The organism is Pontibacter pamirensis, from assembly GCF_010015475.1.
Lineage (GTDB): Bacteria > Bacteroidota > Bacteroidia > Cytophagales > Hymenobacteraceae > Pontibacter > Pontibacter pamirensis.
Genome location: NZ_SSNI01000009.1, coordinates 102,048 through 121,617, shown reverse-complemented (window position 1 = coordinate 121,617; position 19,570 = coordinate 102,048). Strand labels below are relative to the sequence as shown.

12 protein-coding genes are annotated in these 19,570 nt (G+C 46.5%); 2 read left to right on the top strand and 10 right to left on the bottom strand.

Annotated features, from left to right (window positions below):
* Positions 1 to 142: 142 nt before the first annotated feature.
* Together E1919_RS09990 and E1919_RS09985 are read right to left on the bottom strand one after the other, a co-directional pair.
* Positions 143 to 3,145, bottom strand: coding sequence for a glycoside hydrolase family 3 N-terminal domain-containing protein (locus tag E1919_RS09990; protein ID WP_162053302.1), 3,003 nt, complete (start codon positions 3,143 to 3,145; stop codon positions 143 to 145).
* 603 nt (positions 3,146 to 3,748) lie between these two features.
* Complete coding sequence (locus tag E1919_RS09985; protein ID WP_162053223.1) at positions 3,749 to 5,074, bottom strand: patatin-like phospholipase family protein; 1,326 nt, start codon at positions 5,072 to 5,074, stop codon at positions 3,749 to 3,751.
* 718 nt (positions 5,075 to 5,792) lie between these two features.
* Between E1919_RS09985 and E1919_RS09980 the strand changes: the two genes are divergently transcribed.
* Complete coding sequence (locus E1919_RS09980) at positions 5,793 to 5,978, top strand: hypothetical protein (protein ID WP_162053222.1); 186 nt, start codon at positions 5,793 to 5,795, stop codon at positions 5,976 to 5,978.
* Between the two features lie 294 nt (positions 5,979 to 6,272).
* On the opposite strand, the gene E1919_RS09975 is transcribed toward E1919_RS09980, so the two are convergent.
* Together E1919_RS09975 and E1919_RS09970 are read right to left on the bottom strand one after the other, a co-directional pair.
* Entirely contained in the window at positions 6,273 to 7,655 is a 1,383-nt protein-coding gene (locus E1919_RS09975) for a glycoside hydrolase family 140 protein (protein WP_162053221.1), read from the bottom strand.
* Between the two features lie 131 nt (positions 7,656 to 7,786).
* Positions 7,787 to 10,027, bottom strand: coding sequence for an outer membrane protein assembly factor BamB family protein (locus E1919_RS09970; RefSeq protein ID WP_162053220.1), 2,241 nt, complete (start codon positions 10,025 to 10,027; stop codon positions 7,787 to 7,789).
* Positions 10,028 to 10,419: 392 nt separating this feature from the next.
* Here E1919_RS09970 and E1919_RS09965 point away from each other — a divergent pair, with 392 nt between their 5' ends.
* Positions 10,420 to 10,749: a hypothetical protein gene (locus tag E1919_RS09965; RefSeq protein ID WP_162053219.1), complete on the top strand. Its 330-nt coding sequence runs from the start codon at positions 10,420 to 10,422 to the stop codon at positions 10,747 to 10,749.
* A gap of 108 nt (positions 10,750 to 10,857) precedes the next feature.
* Here the strand turns inward: E1919_RS09965 and E1919_RS09960 are convergent, their stop codons facing one another.
* From E1919_RS09960 to E1919_RS09935, 6 genes are all read right to left on the bottom strand, one after another.
* Positions 10,858 to 11,904, bottom strand: a complete 1,047-nt coding sequence (locus tag E1919_RS09960; protein ID WP_162053218.1) for an adenylate/guanylate cyclase domain-containing protein — start codon at positions 11,902 to 11,904, stop codon at positions 10,858 to 10,860.
* Positions 11,901 to 12,278 carry a response regulator gene (locus E1919_RS09955; RefSeq protein ID WP_162053217.1) on the bottom strand — a complete coding sequence of 126 codons (378 nt, stop codon included), beginning with the start codon at positions 12,276 to 12,278 and terminating at the stop codon, positions 11,901 to 11,903. Before E1919_RS09955 ends, E1919_RS09960 begins: the two co-directional genes overlap by 4 nt.
* Before the next feature lie 281 nt (positions 12,279 to 12,559).
* The gene (locus tag E1919_RS09950) at positions 12,560 to 14,671 is read right to left on the bottom strand and encodes a tetratricopeptide repeat-containing sensor histidine kinase (RefSeq protein WP_162053216.1); all 2,112 of its coding nucleotides are present in this window, start codon (positions 14,669 to 14,671) and stop codon (positions 12,560 to 12,562) included.
* Positions 14,672 to 14,884: 213 nt separating this feature from the next.
* On the bottom strand, positions 14,885 to 17,044 hold the full coding sequence (locus tag E1919_RS09945) for a tetratricopeptide repeat protein (RefSeq protein ID WP_162053215.1): 2,160 nt from the start codon (positions 17,042 to 17,044) through the stop codon (positions 14,885 to 14,887).
* Positions 17,023 to 17,415, bottom strand: a complete 393-nt coding sequence (locus E1919_RS09940; protein ID WP_162053214.1) for a VOC family protein — start codon at positions 17,413 to 17,415, stop codon at positions 17,023 to 17,025. Before E1919_RS09940 ends, E1919_RS09945 begins: the two co-directional genes overlap by 22 nt.
* A 67-nt stretch (positions 17,416 to 17,482) precedes the next feature.
* Complete coding sequence (locus E1919_RS09935; RefSeq protein ID WP_162053213.1) at positions 17,483 to 19,501, bottom strand: sensor histidine kinase; 2,019 nt, start codon at positions 19,499 to 19,501, stop codon at positions 17,483 to 17,485.
* Between the last annotated feature and the right edge of the window lie 69 nt (positions 19,502 to 19,570).

The window sequence follows — 19,570 nt, the reverse complement described above, 5'->3', positions numbered from 1 at the left end:
GCAGGATTTACTCTTGCGGGAGGTTTTTTGTTAGGCGCAAGCCTGCATTTTAGTAAAATGATTGTTTTTCCAGCTCTCCATAACACCTTCTATTCTTTTTACAGCTGCTTCCTCTAGCCAGACCAAACGAAAGGCTACTACATTACCTCTTTACAGTTATAGGATTGCTTTCTGATTTCTTCAAGGCATCATATACTACCTGCAGCACATTTGTTCGGGTGTTTAGCTGACTAAGTTTAGGGTTTTCGCGGGTGGGGTGCACCCTGTTGGACAGGAATACATACACCAGTTCATTTACAGGATCTATCCAGGTATAGGTGCCCGTAAAGCCGGAATGTCCGAAACTTTCTACCGGTGCACCCGGGGCGGCATTGCTATTCTGAGCACCCGGTTTAGCCGGACGGTCGAAGCCAAGCGCGCGGTAGTTGCCAAAATCACAGAACTGGCACTTGCTGAATTCACTCACGGTGTTACCCGCTATATATTGCTTCCCGGCATACTCCCCGTTGTTGAGGTATAGCTGCATCAGTTTTGCCACATCATTGGCGTTGCCAAACAAACCCGCATGCCCACTGATACCGCCCAGCATGGCAGCACCCTCATCGTGCACAGTGCCGTGCAGCAGTTGCTTTCGGAAGTGCGACTCGTACTCTGTTGGCACAATACGGGAGGCAGGGTATTTTTTGTAGGGATTAAAAGTTAGTGTCGTGGCACCTAATGGCTCATAGATATTTTCCTTCAGGTAAGTTTCAAAGCCCTGGCCCGTAATATTCTGAACCACCAGCGGCGCGAGTATAAAAGACAAATCACTATACACATAGCCAGCCTGCTGGTTCATCGGAGACTCCATGATCTGCTCGTAAATTTTGTCTGTGTATTTGCGATGCATGTACAGGTTCTGCGCTACTTTGATGGGGAAGCGGGCAGAGGAATCGGCTTTAAAAGTTCTCCATTTAAATTTCCCACTCTTCCTCACGGTCTCTTTCCAGAACGGTATCCACGATTTCAGCCTTGCCTGGTGTGTGAGAATATCCTTATAATTCAGGTTTTCCTTATTGGACCCTACTGCCATCGGCAAATACGTGCCGAGGGTTTTGTTCGGGTCAAACTTTCCCTCCCCTTTCAGCTTCATAAGAGCCGCCAGAGAAGTACTGATTTTAGTGACAGATGCTAAGTCGTAGAGGTCTGTGTTGTGCACCGGCTCCTCATTGTCGTAGGTATGGTACCCGAAGGCTTTCTGATAAATAACTTTGCCGTTCTTAGCCACCAACACCTGCGCACCCGGTGTGGCTTTCTCCTGCATGGCCTGGGCCACCAGGGAGTCTATGCCAGCCAAATCCCTTGTCTTTATTCCTACTGCTTCCGGCACACTGTATGCTAACCGAAGGGCTCCCTCTGTTTTCAGGCCGTCTCCCAGCCTGAACGCATTAGAAACAGTAACTGGCAAGCTTCCCTTAGCGCCAATGCCGCCAAAAATCAACTGCGCTGCCAGGTCCTGTGTCAGGGGCGTCTCCTGGTAGGCCGTGAGCACAGCATCGGCATTATCGATGTTTTCGAATTTAGCAAGGCTGTACACATTCCCGAATACACTCACAATCGTAGGCTTCGACCGGATGAGATCTTTCAGGAACAGGTTCATTTCGGCGGTGATGCCGAAGTTAGCGCTACCGGCTTTCAGCTGCAGCTGATGCACACCAGCTATAATCAGGTTATACCCCTGCAGCTGTTCTTTCAGTTGCTGTAGCTCGGCAATGGTACTGGTGGACGGCAAAAAGAAGGTATCCACGGACATGTAACGGGTCAGCCCTTTCTGGAAATCCGTAGCTTGCGTTGTACCTATAGCCAATGCCGCCACCCGAAGCGTGTCAAGTCCCTGGATGGGCAGGATATTGCTTTTGTTGCGTAACAGGGTAAGCGATGCTTCTGTTAACAAATGGTTCAGGTACAGGGCATGCGGGTTGTTCAGGTCTTCGATTAGATGGGCGGTTTCAATGGGCTGCCAATTATCCAGGCCCACCCACTGCTTGGCGGCCAGTACTTTCCTGCAACGGGCATCTACCTCTTCCTGTGTTATTTCGTTGTTCAGGATAGCTTTCTTCACCTCCTGAATCGTCATTTTTACATCCATCGAGTTCAGGAGCATGTCGTTACCAGCCAGCAAAGCTTTTACGTCTACCACACCCGGTTTATAGTATTTTGCCACGCCCTGCATGTTTAAAGCATCCGTGAAAATCAGGCCTTTATACCCCAACTCTTCTTTCAAAAGTTCACTTACAATAGGCTTTGAAAGTGTAGAGGCAAGATTAGGCGTATTGTCCAGCACAGGGATGTTCATGTGTGCTACCATTACGCTTCCCAACCCGTTTCGAATCAACGCCCTGAAAGGGTATAATTCCACTGAGTCCAGGCGAATGCGCGAGAAATTTATCAGGGGCAGCCCATAATGGGAGTCCACATTGGTATCGCCGTGGCCGGGGAAGTGCTTGGCACTGGCCAGCACGTGCTGGTCCTGCATACCCCGCATATAAGCCAGCGACTTCCGCGTAACGTTGTACTTATCTTCCCCGAAAGATCGGAAGCCGATAACGGGATTGTTGGCGTTGTTGTTAATGTCTACGGTTGGGGCGAAGTTAACGTGGATGCCCATGCGCTTGCACTGACGGGCAATCTCAGCTCCCATTTCATAAATCAGTTCCTCGTCCTCTACTCCTCCTATCGACATCTGGTACGGAAAGCGCACGGTGCTGTCGAGGCGCATCGCCAGGCCCCACTCGGCATCAATGGTCACCATCAGGGGCACTTTGCTTTCGCGCTGGTAGCGGTTTGTCATTTTTGCCTGTCGCACAGGGCCTCCCTGGAAGAAGATCACCCCTCCCACCTTATAAGTCCTGATGAGGTTGCTGATAGAGTCGATGTGCGCCTGATCTCTGTTGGAGTACACCGGAATCATAATCAGCTGCGCGATGCGTTCTTCTGGCGTCAGGGTTGCAAAAACAGAATCTACCCACGCTTGCTTTGCATTTAGAAACGGCGGGTCTTTATCAGGATTAAAAGTTGAGTTATCAGCTCGCTGGGCAGCAGGCTCCCGAAACTTACTACGGGAGGTCTGTCCCTGCAGTAAATTTGTTCCAAACATCATTAGCATGATGAGAACGAGGCAAAAAGTTGTATGTTTTTTCAAGGTACTCAGGCAGATAGCAGGTTTGTGGCAAAATATTCTAATATTCCACAAGATAACCAGAATTGCTCACAATTGGTAGTTCACAGGCTAACCCAGATAGCAGTCTTTCTTCACAGTCATACAAACCCTTAATGAGCATAAAGAAATAGAAATGCAGAAGCAAGACAGCACTACATATTATAGTAATAATTCACGTGCTTTATATCAAGAATTTGATTATCAGAATTATAAACTAATACCGCTATAAGTTAGCTAAAGATTTTAGCTAGAGAAAATCAGGAGTAAAAAATTTAAAACTAAACTTTGCAGGCCAATCTTTTTAGTGCTTCCTCTGGAGCTGCCACTGCCTTACTGCCACAACATTGAAGGCAGGCTGTTAGCTCATCCTACAAAAGGCCCGGCGGCAGGAAAAGATTATAGAACATTTTCTGTAAGTAAACCAAAACCAGCGGGTGGGCCTATTGTAAGTTACATTTAAGGACCACCCGCTGGTTTTGATGGCAACTTGGATTAAAATTTATAAAGTATTAGAGTATGCTCTCAACTTTTTGTTTATGAAAGAAATAGTTAAATATCCTGCTCGCCTATAGCAGTATCCTGCTTGTCAGGTCTTACTTCATTTATTAGTTTCTGGACAGCGGCGTTGGCAACCATGTCATCCGATTTATGTTTCACCGTTACCATGGTGTATCTAAGCTCTTTATACTTCTCCCAGTCAAATTTAATCAGGAAGTTTGCAGCGCCCCTCACCCCGGTCTCAAACAACCGAAGCTTTTCCTCGTCCGGCATACTGAAGTCAAGCCAATCGAAATGGTCTGTATCGAGGCAGTGTACCAGGTGGCGATAATCGGGGTTATTTGTAATAAAATCAAAATCATGCACCTGCCGGGCTGAATCGAAAATAGCACCCACTAAATTGGGGAATTTGCTTATTATTTTAGGCTTGTCACGGTCTGCTCCCAACTTTACGCCAAAAGTAGGCGCCTCAGGCACTTTACTGTTGTCGTGAAAGAGGTCGATGGGGAAGTTGGAGTTTATGCCGCCGTCAATAAAAAAGACCTCATCGGGAATATTACCTGTATAGCCGATTTCTCTCCATTTTTTCAGCTCATTTGGGCCATAAGGAAGGTCCCTGAGCCGGAAAGGATGAAAGAAGAAAGGGATAGACATGGAGGCACGTACAAAATCAGCCGGGTTCACCTGATCAGGGTCTGTCCAGTACATATCTGCCATAGCAGGAAAGTTCACCTTTGTTTGCGTCGTAATATCAGTGGCCACCAGGGCTAACCGGCCTACAGTATCTGAAATATAGGCGCTGCCATCTCTAAGCTTTAGGTTCTCATTACCCTGCAGCCTGAGCTGCTTTAATTTTCCCCAGGTGTCTACTCCCCTTTCCCTGAGAAGCGCTGTTAGCCAATCATGAAAGTTCTTTCCGGGATTCAAACCAAAGTCATCCCGCATGTTATCTACCACCTGTGCACCTTTCCAGATGAGCTTTTTTATGCTGCTTTTTGCAGTAATAGCCTTTACAAAATCTCTGGCATCTGAGTCTCCATCCACAAATTCTTCAAAGTTTTTATTGGCTAATATCTCCAGAATCCACTTACTGGCATCTTCATTTTTGGGTCCTGCAGCTGCCATCAGCATGGCATTAATAGAACCTGCAGAGGTGCCACCTAGTTGCAGAAACCGTATTCCCATCTGCTCCAGCACGTATACGTATCCCACCAGGGCTACGCCCAGCATGCCTCCACCTTCCATTACCAGGTCCACGTACTGGTGGCCTTCATCATCCACCACATCAGAAAAGGTCTTGCCTCTAACCCGTTCACGCAGCTCAGCCAGTTCTGCCTGAACAAAACCATTATTCGAAGTAAAGTCTTCAATTTTCATCTGTACATGTTATTAAAGTTTAACTTAAATATGATTCATTTGATCTGCCTGCTCATACTAGAATATCACCACGGGTACAGGGGCATTCGAAGTCAGCAGCTTGTACCTCATGTTATGTAGAATAAAATTATGCAGTTAATACACCAAGGCTCTAGCAGTAAAAAGGCCAATACAAGCCAATAATCACCAGCGCCTGACTATTGTATAAGTTTAGCTCCTGACATTACGTCCCCGGCCCATATAACATTGTGAAGTAAGGATGCTAGGTAGCAGCTAATGTTTTAGTATGGCAGCAATGCATCATGAAGAAGAACCTGAGTACGAGGTATTACTCCAGGTTAAGAGGGGGTAGCGATGAGAGGCAGTATAGTCTTTGCCAGCCCATTCTCTGTAAGAAGCATCTAAAAGCACAGGGTGTATGCTTTTATGAAATGACTTCGGGTGTAAAAAAGAAATTATGTGCAGAAGACGAGCGCCTTCAGTTCTGATTGCAAACTAAGCTATATGCACACACAGGAATCGTCATCCTTTATCAGTGACACCTTACTATATAATTTTACTTACGCATATAAATACATTTAGATATAGGTTTATGCCTACCACCAACCTATCGTACCCATTTTGCTCCTTTTCGCACAAGCTTTTCTCCATTTACCAGCTCAACACCTATAGAATGCCTGTTAAGCCCGGATAGACCTCGCTAGCTGCTTATGCCTGCATGCAAGGCAACTACGTTGAAGGGATCGAACTGATGGATAGCACCATCTCTACCGATAAGCTAATGCGCCCAAGCCTGCGCATCCGGGTTCTGGAATCAGTTAACGGTAGCTTGCAGCAGTGTATTGCATCGCGAGGTACTTCGGAACATATAAGCCGCTTCTATTGGGAGTATGGCTGTAAGTGATTGGGGTATTGTCTGGATCGCAGAAAACGTGAATTACTATTTCCATAGTAGCTGATGTAGCGTGTTTAGGTATTCGTTGTGTATAGCTTCAATCCTTCAATAATGTTGGGTCAAGTGATAGTATTCCTGCTTCTAACATCTATCAGAAAAGCTATAAATCAAAAACTTACACAAAGTTATATAAAGGTATACTTTATTCTTCGCCTTCTTCTTTGGTAAGCAACCATATTAATAAGCTATACCTCAGCATTTCAACTAATTTATGTTATGGTTTCTATACCTGTATCAGAACCATTATACTTCTCTTTTCTTTGGGGCAGCATACTTCTTTTTCGCATCATCCAGTATGAGCACCCAGTCGTTGTCTGGGCCATTGGTAGGTGGCGTGAAGACTTTAGTGCCTTCGTTTATGAATTTACCTATAGAGGTAGATTCCCCTGTGCGCGGATTAAACCAGGTGGCGTTTATTCTATTACCAGAAATGATGCCCATATTCACGTCTATTGGTTTACCAAATGTGGTGTAGATAAAGGCAAAATCCTCACCCCGCGTGGCCTGTATGCGCTCCGCTCCCGCATAAGCTTCCCGCACCAGCTTCTGGTCTGGTACGCGCACCAGGAAAGGCCGTGACTCCATCAGAGTTCGCACGTGAGTCATCTGTGTGGCTCCGGGTAAATCAAGCGATTCTTTCCATGTTCTTCTGGGCCCATTGATAGCATTTCGTTCCGGGGAGTACATCTGCCAGATGTCGTGGCAACCGTAGGTGTGGCCATGGGCACCGGCAAACAAATCCTGGTAAGCAGTACGACGCACATCATGCGCCTCTGAATAACCTAGCTCCTTTGCATTGAAGCAAACAGGATGGTCTTCGTAAATGGGTTCTCCATCCATAGTTGGCTTGGTTGGCGTTAAGTTGTAGTCATGCGTGATCTTCTCATACACCTTTGCATCACGGCAGTGGCCTGTCTGGTACATGTTAAAGTCCAGCCAGTTGTTGTTATGGAACCACTTAGAGGAACCAGAGCCTCCTGAAGGATGGAAGGTTATCATGACTTTCGCCGGATCACCATCACCTGCTCCCGCTGTAATGCCTTCCGCCATGGCAGTCCATACCGCTTCATCCTGCTCTTGGCGTGGGTCACGGTCTCCACCCATAATCCAGATGATGGGCTTGTCTTTATAGCGCCTGCCAACATACTCCCCAAAGACTTTGGCATTAGAAGTATTAAATACCTCTGGTCCTTGTCCCCAGGTGTTCTTAAACAGCTTATCACCCCAGGTGGGTAACATGCCGATGGTCAAGCCCAGTTCTTCTGCTTTATTCACGATGTAGTCCACATGCTGGAAATAGGCTTCGTTTGGCTTCGTTGGGTCCTCGTTATGCAGCGGCAAATCGCCGTAGGGGTTGGGTTCCTTCAAACCATTCAGCTCTGCCAGCACCACTGCCTGAATCACTGTAAAGCCTTTATCGGCCCGGTTCTTCAAATATAGGTCTGCTTCTTCGCGGTTTAGCCGATGGAACAACTCCCAGGCTGTATCACCCAGGTAGAAAAAAGGAGTGCCGTCTGCTTTAACTATATACCGCTCGTTATCGCTGACGCGAAAGTGCTGCGCAGTTGCAGGCAGAAGACTTATAAAATAAAGCGCAACCCCAAGGGTAAGTAGTTTCGAAGTCATAAGATGTTATGTTTGAGGATCCAACCAGAAGAATTTCTTAGTGTTACTTCACCATTAATTTAAAGTTTCCCGAGGCAAAAGACAACAGCCGTCCATTATCGCAAACAATTACAAGGGCGTCAGCCTTTTTATTATTTCATACTCTCAGGCAGCGCAAAGGCAATATATTGGTCACCGGAAGGGCTGCCGATTTTGCCTCCACCACAGGCAATTACTACATACTGCCTGCCGTTCAGACTGTAGGTGGCAGGGGTAGCATAGCCCGCCGCAGGCAGCTTCGCCTCCCAGCGCACCTTCCCTGTTTTCTTATCAAAAGCCCTGATTTTTTCATCCTTTGTCGCGGCGATAAATACCAGACCTCCTTTTGTAACCAATGGGCCACCGTAATTCTCTGTGCCTGTTGGAGGAATGCCTTTCCTTGTCAGCTCCTCATACTCTCCCAGCGGCACCTTCCAGAGCAGTTTGCCGCTGTTCAGGTCTACTGCGTTCATCGTGCCCCAGGGAGGTTTAATGCCGGGGTAGCCGTTCTTATCCAGGAAGCGGTGATAGCCGGTGGATACATAAGGGATATCGCCAATAATGTTCTTCGGCCCTGCTATGTTATCGGCCTCGGCACCGCCAACTTCTTTTGCCAGTTCCAGTTTGGCGTGGGCTTCCTTATCTTCTGTGTTCAGCAAAAAGGCAATCAAAGCGACCCGCTCACTTTCGGGTATTTGTCTGAAAGCCGGCATCATGTTGCGGCCGGACGCAATGATACTATTTACCTGCTCCTCATTCATACGCCCGCTCAGATTTGCCAAATCCGGAATTGAGGTACCATTTCCTTTCAACCCCGTTCCATGGCAGGAGATGCAGTACTTGTTGTACACAGTTTTACCAATACCCTTCACCGAAAGATCTTTACCGGCTTCTTCGGGCACATCCATCATGGTGAGTATCCAGGGCAGTTCGCTGCTGTTCACATACATAATACCAGATTCCGGGTCTACGGCAGCGCCCCCCCACTCTCCTCCACCATCATACCCAGGAAAAATCCAGCTGCCCTCTTTACTGGGCGGATAAAACATCTCCTTGTGCTGCACCTGCCTGTACTTCTCCAGCATCTGCTGATGCGTTTCCGGTGTCAGGTCAGATACATCCTCTTCCTCGAACTTATGACGGGCAAATGGTTCTGGCAGAGTGGGAATGGGCTGCGTTGGCCATACTTTTTCACCGGGCAAGCCATTGATTGGCACAGGCTTTTCTTCAATAGGGAAAATAGGTTCGCCAGTATTCCTATTGAACATGAATATGTACCCATGCTTGGTAATCTGGGCAACGGCATCTATTTGCTTGCCATCTTTGTTAATGGTCACCAGGTTCGGGTTGGCAGGCAGATCGCGGTCCCACAAATCGTGGTGCACCACCTGGTAATGCCAGATATAGTTTCCAGTAGCGGCATCGAGGGCAAGCAGGCTGTTGGCAAAGAGGTTCTGGCCTTTGCGCACGCCGCCATAAAAGTCGGGGCCTGCCGTACCAGTAGGTACGTACACTATGCCCCGCTCCTCATCCAGCGACATACCCGCCCAGCTGTTGGCTCCGCCTATTTTTTGCCAGGCATCCGGGTCTTCCCAGGTGTCATACCCTTTCTCTCCCGGGTGGGGAATGGTATGGAAGATCCACCTGCGCTCACCGGTGCGTACATCAAAAGCCCGAATATGGCCGGGTGCGGCATCTCCGTCTTCGGTAACGCGCATGCCCATAATGAGCAAATCTTTGTATATGACACCGGGTGTGGTGCCAGCAATATAAGCATCCTCTGTTCCTTCCCTGTCCAGACCTACTGACAGATCTATAGAACCACCTTTGCCGAAGCTTTCAATGAGTGATCCGTCTTCAGCATTAACCGCAAACAGTCTGGGGCCTACACTGTACAATATTCTTTTTTCATCTCCTCCCGCACTCTCCCAATATACAACGCCTCTGTTTATCTGGTGAAACCAGGCCATATTCCCATCCGGGTTGATTCCGGCAGTTGCCGGGTCAAACAGCCATTTCTGCTCACCTGTTGCAGCATCAAGGGCAAACAGCTTCAGGAAGGGCGATGTGCCATAAAGCAAACCATCAACTATAATGGGGTTACACTGAATCTGCGAGTGATTTTCCGGATCTTTGTCGCCCGTACTGTAGCGCCAGGCTATCTCCAGTTGGTCTACATTTTCAGGCGTAATCTGCTCATTTGAAGAATAGCGGTTTCCTGCTTTGCTGCCGGCATACGTAGGCCAGCCACTATAAACCTCCTGCTCCTCTTGCTCTGTTTCGGGTTGCGTTGCGCAGGAATAGAACAGAGCTCCGGCGAGGGGTAAAACAACCCATAAAAGATTTTTTCTCATTTTTTAGCTGATGAAGAAACCACTCCATACCGGAGGGCCTGCTCTTTTCTGATTGGCTTTCGTCTATTAAATTAAGATCAATATAGCAAAAAACAACGCAGGATTCCCCACAGAGAGCAAAAGTATCAGGTGTATGGCTTATCTGCCTCTATGATTTGGCAAAAGACTTCTTGAGAGCCAGCGTCTTTAAAGAAAAAGAGTTGTTTCAGCAGGAATCACCTTTGTTCTTATACCAGCCGGGTGAGTTTTGCGTTCATTTATTTCTCCGCAAAGGATTTTCGTTACGTATACATTGCTTTTCAGGCCTTTGATGCAGCGGTACGCAGTTTTACGCACTACCAGAGCATTTTCTGCCTGCTTTATCTAAAACTTTATTATACAAAATTTTACATATGCCTACTGAGAGAAACACCAATGAATGGGACGACGAAAAATATAACCTCCTGAACGCGCACTTCCGCCAGAAGATAAATGAACTGCTGGGTTCAGACCCTTACCTGCAGCAGGCAGTGAGCGAGGGAAAGGAGCTACAACTCAGGGAGCTTATAGACAGGATGACAGCACAGGATAAAAAGCTTTGGAATGAATTCATGCGGCTAGACCGGAAAAAGCTGGAAATGGACATGAAAGATCACCTGGAAGGTAAAGGCACTCCCTACAATGCGCAGAGGGGCTTTGGTAACAGCACAGGAAGCATTAGCGATGAGGAGCAGCCTTGGTAACACTGGATAAAAGAAAATACAGAGCTTCGATGTGTTCTGATGCTAAACGCGAAAGAAGCTATATAAAATAAAGCAACCTGGCACTGAGACTTAAAATCAAACCCGTGCTTACTCCAGCACTTCATAGAGCATGACAGGGGTAATTTTATTTTTGAGCTTCACTTCACCTAACTGGCGGCACATAAAGGATTCCTTTACCTTTTCATAAACATTTGACGTAATCACAATCTGACCTGGCTGGGCTGAGGCCTGCAGGCGTTGTGCTACATTTACCACATCTCCTATTACCGTATAATCCAGCCGTTTAAGTGAGGCTGAACCGATGTTACCCGATACCATTTCGCCTGAACTTAAACCTATAGAAACCTGCGGTTTGTATACAGTGCCATTGGACACTATTTCCTCAACGGCTTGAAATTCTTTCCTGATGGCTATGGCTGCGTCTATCGCCCTATCCAGGTGATACTCGCCCCTGAAAACAGCGAGTATGGCATCCCCCATAAACTTATCTACATGGCCTTCCTGAGCAATTACCCCCTTCACCATCAGGTCAAAGAGATTGTTCAGTATATTGATTACCTTATTGGCGGGCACACTCTCTGTAATAGCCGTGAAACCACAAATATCGATGAACATTACTGTGGCTTCTATCGTCTCGTTCAGCATCAGGCTGTTCTCAAACTCTTTATGCGTCATAAAGTTGAGAACATTCTCGTCCACATACATTTTGAGGATATTGTTTTCTTTAATGGCCTTCAGGGTTTCCCGCAGCTGATTGACGTGCTGGAAGGTTTTCTCCATTGTGAGCTCCAGGTCTTCAAAGTTCACTGGCTTGCACACAAAGTCGAAGGCACCCCGGTTCATGGCCGTCCGGATGTTCTCCATATCACCATAAGCTGAGACGATAACTGCTTTAATAATGGGGTTTACTTCCGGAAGTTTTGTGAGCAGCGTTAAGCCATCCATCTCCGGCATGTTTATATCACTGAGCACAATATCTAAGTCAGGATTTTCCTGAAGCCTTTTCAGTGCTTCTACACCGTTCTGGGCAAATACGAATTTGTAGGTGTTCTCCCGTATCTTCCGTCTGAACTTCTGTTTGATCAGAAGTTCCAGATCAGCCTCATCATCTACCACGAGTATCTTTGCCATCAAAATGCCAGTGTTTTAAATTTATCCTTTAGAGCATTGAAGTCCAGCGGCTTTGTTAAAAAATCATCGGCTCCGTACTGCATTGCCTGCTGGTAATTTTCCTTATCACTATAAGCAGTGATCATCATGATAACAGGAGGAGGCGTATTGTATCTCTCCCGAATCTGGCGGAGTAACTCAATACCGCTCATACCAGGCATGTTGATGTCCGATAATATAAGAACTATCTCTGAGGGATGTTGCTCCATATAAGTAACGGCTTCTTCTCCGGAAAGCGCAAAGGAGAAGTCAAGCTCTCCACTGCGTATCTCTTTTCGGAACCGCTGTACGAACAGTGGCTGCACATCAGCTTCATCGTCAACTACAAGTATCTTCATCTGTCAATTTGTATAATACAATATAATTGAAAAATACTTACATACTCCTTTTTTATACGAAGGATCAGCAGAATTAATAAATTATTTGGTCATAAACTAAAGCTGAAGGCCTTCTCGTGAGGCATTTTCGTCCAAGTATCTTAAAATAAAGAAAATTAAGCAGCTACAGGTATTTTTAATTCTTTGCATAAGCAAAAAGTTTAACACAACTTGGTGCCAATCCAGACAAGAATTAAATCGGATAAGGCATTATTATATTTAGGCTCAACCATCACTGTTTCTTATTCAGCGGTATCTGCAGGTTTTTCAAATGGCAACCGGATGATGAATTCTGTGAATTTTCCTTCCTGGCTTTTCACCTGCAGCTTACCTCTGTGGCCTTTCGTTATTATATCGTAACTGAGCGACAGCCCAAGTCCGGTACCCTGCCCACTAGGCTTTGTAGTGAAAAAAGGCTGAAATAATTTAGCCTTAACCTTCTGCGGTATGCCTGTGCCATTGTCACACACCCGCACCTCCACTCTGCCCCTTAGCTGCCGCGTCATCACCCGCACCTCCGGCTTGTATTCCTGCCCAGCCTGCTTCTGCTTCTGCTGAACGGCATAGAAAGCATTATTAAACAGGTTCAACAGCACCCGTCCTATTTCCTGTGGCACCACGCGGATTTTTTGAAGCTTATCATCTAAATGAGTAATAAGCGCCGTATTAAAACTTTGATCCTTTGCCCGCAAGCCGTGGTAAGCCAGGCGCATGTACTCATTTGCCAGCGCGTTCAAATCTGTTAGCTCTTTCTGGCCGGTGCTGTTGCGAGAATGCTGTAGCATTCCTTTTACAATGGCTTCGGCCCGACGCCCGTGTTCCTGAATTTTATAAAGATTCTGAACGAGGTCTGCCAATGTTGTTTGCGCCTCCTCCAGCAGGCTTGATTCGATCTCCTGTCCTATCTCTGCGCAAAGCTCCACGCTCACCTCTGAAAAGTTGTTGACAAAATTCAGGGGGTTCTGTATCTCATGTGCGATGCCTGCCGTCAACTCGCCCAGCGAGGCCATTTTCTCTGATTGTACGAGTTGCGACTGGGTAGCTTTTAAATCTGTCAGCGCTTTCCTTAGTACATCCCGCTGTAGCTCTGTGCGCTCTTTCTGCTCTTGGATTTCTTCGTTTAGTTTGGCTAACTCAGTATTGCGAATCCGAAACGCCTCCATTTCTTTAATGGCTTTCTCTATGCCGTGTGTGATCTCCAGGTCAATCACTTTCTTGCTCATCGCCTCGCTGTAGATTTCTTTATCCAGCGCTATGTGCTTTTCATAATGCACAAGCGCCTCCTGATAATCTCCTGACTGTTTCAGAACCTGATAATAGCCTTTGTGAATTTTCGAAAGCGTATCTTTTGCCTTTATATCTTCTCCTAAATGCACACCTTCGTTTAAGTATCCTATAGCTTTCTCAGTGTTTGCCTCCAGGAACTCTTTATCAGAGTAGAGCTCGCTGAAGCAAAAGAGAATGTCCGCCTGACCCTTTTTGTCTTGTATTTCCGCTCTTATCTGCTGGCTGTTCACCCAATTTAAGCGTGCCTGTTCAAAGTCTTTAAGCTTAAAATGTATGCTGCCGATATGAAAGAGTGCATTGCCCTGCCCTTTTTTATCTCCAATGCTTTCAGCAATCGCCAGGCTTTGCTGGCAGAATGTCAGTGCCTTTTCATGGTCTTCCAGTTTGTAATAGGCAGTACCTATGTTATCCAGGCATCCTGCCTCCCCCCATTGGTCGCCGCTCAATTTACGAAGGCTTAAACTCTGCTGGTAATACGAAAGCGCTCTATAAAAGTCATTGCTCTCATAGTAAATAAGTCCTATGTTGTTCATCACATAGGACTCGGTTAAAGTAGCCTTTATTTTTCTAGCTTCCTGCAGGCTCTTCAGCAGATAGTCAAGCGCTTTGCTGTAGCTCCCGAGATACTTATACGTAATTCCCAGATCGTATAAGTTTAATGGAATATCTTCCTGGTTTGAAAGCTTTTCTCTTGTAGCCAGCGCTTTAAACAAACACTCGAGAGATAAAGCATAATTGCCCTGGCATCGTTTTATAATTCCCTTATACTGCCATATATCCGCCTGGCCTTTTAAATCATCTGTTGCCTGGAAAAGCGGAAATGCTTTTTCCAGGCAATAAACAGCCTTGTCGTGTTCAGAGCGGCGGATGTGGCAAAAGCCCCATATCCGCAGGCCTTCTGCCTCTCCCTGCAGATAAACTATCCCCTCCGCAAGGCGCACCGCTTCCTGACTAAGCACGAGCGCCTGGTTGGAATCTATCACCATTAGCTCCCTGGCTTTGCCGTTCAAGGCATCAACCTTGTTTTTAGTGGCTTCAGCAACCGAAGGCAATACTATCTTCTGCATAGGCGTCAGATCATGTAAAGCTCCCATTGTATCCGGTCTGGTTCTTTGAACGCAACATAGTTTTCCTTTAAAAGGGCATTTCTTTTTTAGACGTTGTCCTTCAGATTAATCTGGTATATATTATCAGGATTCAAAATGTAATAGCCAGGAATATATTTTTTAAGGTGGCAATGATGAAAATAGCCCTGGTAAATTATAAGATGATGCTATTTGTCAGTCCGGAACCTCTACCTTACCTTTCATATGCATCACGGGCACCTGAACAATAAACTCCGTATACTGACCTTCCGCTGTTTCAAAATAAAGCTTGCCACCGTGGCCCTTGGTCACAATATCATAGCTCATAGATAAACCCAGGCCAGTGCCATGACCATTTGGTTTAGTAGTAAAAAATGGCTGAAAGATCCGAGCAGCGGCTTTTTTCGGGATGCCCGTGCCATTGTCCCTCACCCGGATTTCAATAGCATCATTAAGGCGGCGCGTACTGACGGTGATCCGGGGCTCGTAAGTCTGCTCCTGCTCCCTTTGCTTTGCCTGCAAAGCATAGAAGGCGTTGTTGAAAAGATTCACCAGCACCCTTCCCAGGTCCTGCGGCACTATCTCCACTTTTCCCACCTTGTCATCAAAATTCCTGATAATCGTGGCAGTAAAGGTGCTGTCTTTTGCCAGCAGTCCGTGGTAAGAAAGACGCAGGTGCTCCTTTACAAAAGCATTGAGTTCTGTGGCCTCCATCTTTCCCCTATTCTTTCTTGAATGCTGCAGCATGCTTTTCACGATAGAGTCCGCACGACGGCCGTGGCTGTGGATCCTGGACAGGCTCTGCTCCAGGTCTGAGAGCAGCTGGTTTGCTTCGTTCCTTTGCTCTCCCTGCAACTGCAGCACAGGGCCCTGGCGCAGCTCCTCCAGCAGCTCCGCTCCTACTTCAGCGAAGTTGTTGATAAAGTTTAAGGGGTTCTGTATCTCATGTGCGATGCCTGCCGTCAGTTCCCCCAGCGATGCCATTTTCTCCGAATGAACAAGTTGCGCCTGTGTTGCTCTAAGCTCTTTCAGCGCTACTTTAAGGTTATCTCGCTTTTCTTCAGTTATCTTTTTCTGTTCCTTTATCTTCTGGTTCAGGTTCGCCAGTTCTACGTTGCGGAGCCGGTATATCTCAGTTTCTTTTTTGGATTGTTCTATTTTGTGTGAAATCTCAAGGTTTACAACCTTCTTCGTCATTGCCTCGCTATGCACTTCTTTTTCGAAAACGATGTGCTGCTCAAAATGATGTAGCGCCTCCTCAAACCTGCCTATCAGCTTTAACGCTTTATAATAACCTTCATGAATTCTAGCCAGTGTATCTTTTGCCTTGATTTCATCTCCAATCTGCACTCCCTCTTCCAGATAAGATAGAGCCTGCTCAACGCTGTAGCCTGAAAAATCCCTCTTGCAGTAAAGTTCGCTCAGGCAGTACAGAATATCCGCCTGCCCTTTTTTATCCTGCACTTCCATTCTTATTTTTTGACTTTCAACCCAACAGCCGTGAGCTTTGTCAAAATTCTTAAGCTGGAAATAAATGCTTCCCAGGTGAAAGAGAGAGTTCCCGTTCCCTTTCTTATCACCTGTTGATTTTGTTATCTCCAAGCTTCTGAAACAATATTCCAGCGCCTCTGTGCATTTGCCGAGCCTAAAAAAGGTAAGCCCTATATTATCCAGGCAACCTGCTTCTCCCCATTGGTCGCCGTTGGCTTTTCTTATTCTTAAGCTTTTCTGAAAGCAAACCAGCGCGTTGGCAAAGTCGTTGTTCTCGAAGTAGATAAGCCCGATGTTGTTGAGACTATAGGATTCACCCATCCAGAACTTGTTTTTCTTGGATATACTCAGGCATTGCAGCAGGTAGTCTAATGCTATACTGTAATTCCCTAGATATTTATACGTAATGCCTAGGTGATAATTTGTAAGGGATTTTCCTTCCTGGTAATTAATCTTTTCCCTTAGCTCAGCCGCCTTAAAGAGGAGTTCAAGAGACACAGCATAATCTCCCTGGCTACGGCTTATTATTCCCCTGTATTCTAAAACATCAGACTGTCCTTTTACGTCATCCAGCAGTTTGAAAAGCTGAAACGCCTTTCCCAGGTGCTGCAGGGCCTTCTCATGCTCTGAAAGTCTTAGATAGCAAAAGCCCAGGGTTCTGAGGCTTTCTGCTTTCCCCTTAGAGTAGTCGAGACTTTCTGAGAGCTGCAGCGCCTCCTGGCTGTACAGGCGCGCTTGGTTTGAGTTGATCACTCGAAGATTCCAGGCTTTGCTGTTCAGGGAGTCTACTTTATTAATTGTGGCTTGAGCAATGGAAGACATCACCATCTTCTGCATGTGTGTCAGATCATGTAAAGCTCCCATTGTATTCGATCCGGATCTTTGAACGCAACGTAGTTTTTATTCAGAAGGCTATCCTTTTTCACGCCGGTGTTTTCTACGCCTGCATCGGCAAGCGCCTTCGCTACCCGCCTCAGTTCCTCTTCGTTTTCACAGGCCATTGCCAGGTGGTCCATGCCTATATGAAATGGATTAAACACTGTTTCTCCGTCATCCGCAACTTTGGCCGGCCTGAAACCGATAAAATTAGAGCCTACCATGATGCCAAAGAGGTCCGGCGTGTCAAGTACTAGCTCAAAACCTAAAATCTCTTTGTAGAACTGCTTTGACCTGTTCATGTCTTTGCACCGCAAGGCAATGTGGTGAATACCGGGGGTTTTGATATTGATAGCCATTTTTTTTACCGTTTAAGTGAAAATGATTTATTACCGTATTTTGAGCCTGTATAAATGATCTTGCCTATCAGGAAGTAACCAGCATTCCTTTATCCACCTTCATCACCGGCACCTGAATAATAAATTCTGTATACTGGCCTTCCACTGTCTCAAAGTACAGCTTACCCCCATGCCCTTTCGTCACGATATCATAACTCAGGGACAATCCCAAGCCTGTTCCCTGTCCTGTTGGTTTTGTAGTAAAGAAAGGCTGAAAAATACGTTTAACGGCTTCTTCTGAAATACCTGTACCGTTGTCCTTTACTCTTATCTCGAAAGCATCATGGAGGCGGTGCGTGCTAACGTCAATTTGCGGCTGATAGATTTTGCCCTCCAGCCTTTGCTTCGTTTGCACTGCGTAGTAGGCGTTGTTGAGCAGGTTCACCAGCACCCTTCCCAAGTCCTCAGGGATAATCTTTGCCTTGCCCACCTCCTCATCGAAATCAGTAACGACAGTAGCCGTGAAAGTTTTGTCCTTTGCACGTAGCCCGTGATATGATAGGCGCAGGTACTCCTCCACAAAAGCATTAATATCTGTAAATTCTTTATGCCCGAGGCTCTTTCGTGCATGCTGCAGCATGCCTTTCACAATGGAGTCAGCGCGCAGACCATGGGCGTAAATCTTGGAAAGGTTCTGCGCTAGTTCAGAAAGCAGGCTGGTTGCTTCACTCTTCGGCTCATCCTGCAGTAGCTGTACAGGCCCCTCCCGCAACTCTACCACCAGTTCTGCACTGACTTCTGAGAAATTGTTAATAAAATTCAGGGGGTTCTGAATCTCATGCGCAACACCCGCCGTTAACTCCCCCAGTGAGGCCATTTTTTCTGACTGCACGAGTTGCGCCTGTGTGGCCCTTAAATTGTCGAGGGTGTGTTGCAACTCCATTTTCTGTTGCTCCAGTTCCACTGACTTCCGCTCCAGTTCTGCGGTGCGCTGTGCCACCAGGCTCTCCATTTGCTCCGCATAGCGCCTCAGGGAATCTGTCATCTTATTGAATTGCTGCGCCAGCGTACCTATTTCATCCTGCACCTCTACTGGTACCTCAACCTTTAATTCACCTGTATTCACCCTCTTCACACCTTCCAGCACATAATTGAGAGGCCGCAGCAAACTTTTTTGAAAAAAAGGAGGAAATACAATCACTATTAAAACAGTTGAAATTGGAATCAGGTAAGCCAGATACTTGAGTGCCTCTTGTGTATGGGCATCAACTGGGCCATCGGGATCGTTTATTCCATACAGCATGAAGCCTAGCATACCTAATATAACGAGGGTGAGGCACATAAACAGGCCTACCAACTTTGCCAGAAAGGTTGTCTTCTCCTGGGCATATGTCATATAGTTGATGACAATACCTGTAATCAGCACCAGATAAATGGCATGATGAAGTGGTTCCCACCAAGTGGAGGTGATGCGAAATATACCAAGGTTGGCATTGATCCAGGCTACCACAAGTAGCAGGCACCAAAGGGTAAACGCCCTGTATGCTTTTGTGTCGCGTGTAGCGGGTTCTTTAAGTTCCTCTAAAATTGCGCTCCATTTACCTGGAGCAGAGGCCTGATGGATAGAACCGGTAGCACCTGCTATTTCCAATTGAGCCTGAGCGGACAGCGTGGCTTTCCTAATAAATACAATGACAAACCAAAGAGCCATTAAAAGCTGCACGGGGAAGGTCCAAGGGTATCCCACTTGGTGAAAGTACATGCCACCACACATCAGCACAAGACTTACTACGAGTGCCACTCTCATCTCACCCGGATAGGGATTATACCGGTAAGTGTAGCAAAAAAACATATTGTAGAGTCCAAGAATAACAAGTATAACACTGTGCACCCACACGATAGGCGCATATGCATCTGTGCCAAAAGCGGAATTACGGAGAAATGACACAGCATTGTATAAGGTGTGCAGTACAAACATCCCTGTGATCAACAAGCCATCCTTCGATTTATCTTTGATGCTCAGCAGATACATAGCCAACGTCAGGCAGAGTGTGAACTCGGCAAGGGCTGCTATCGACTGCGGTCGGAGTTGAAACCATTCCATCATGTTTTACTTCTAATTACTGTTCATTCCCGCCTTTCTTCCCAACTTGCTAACTGTTTAAGCATTCAAAAA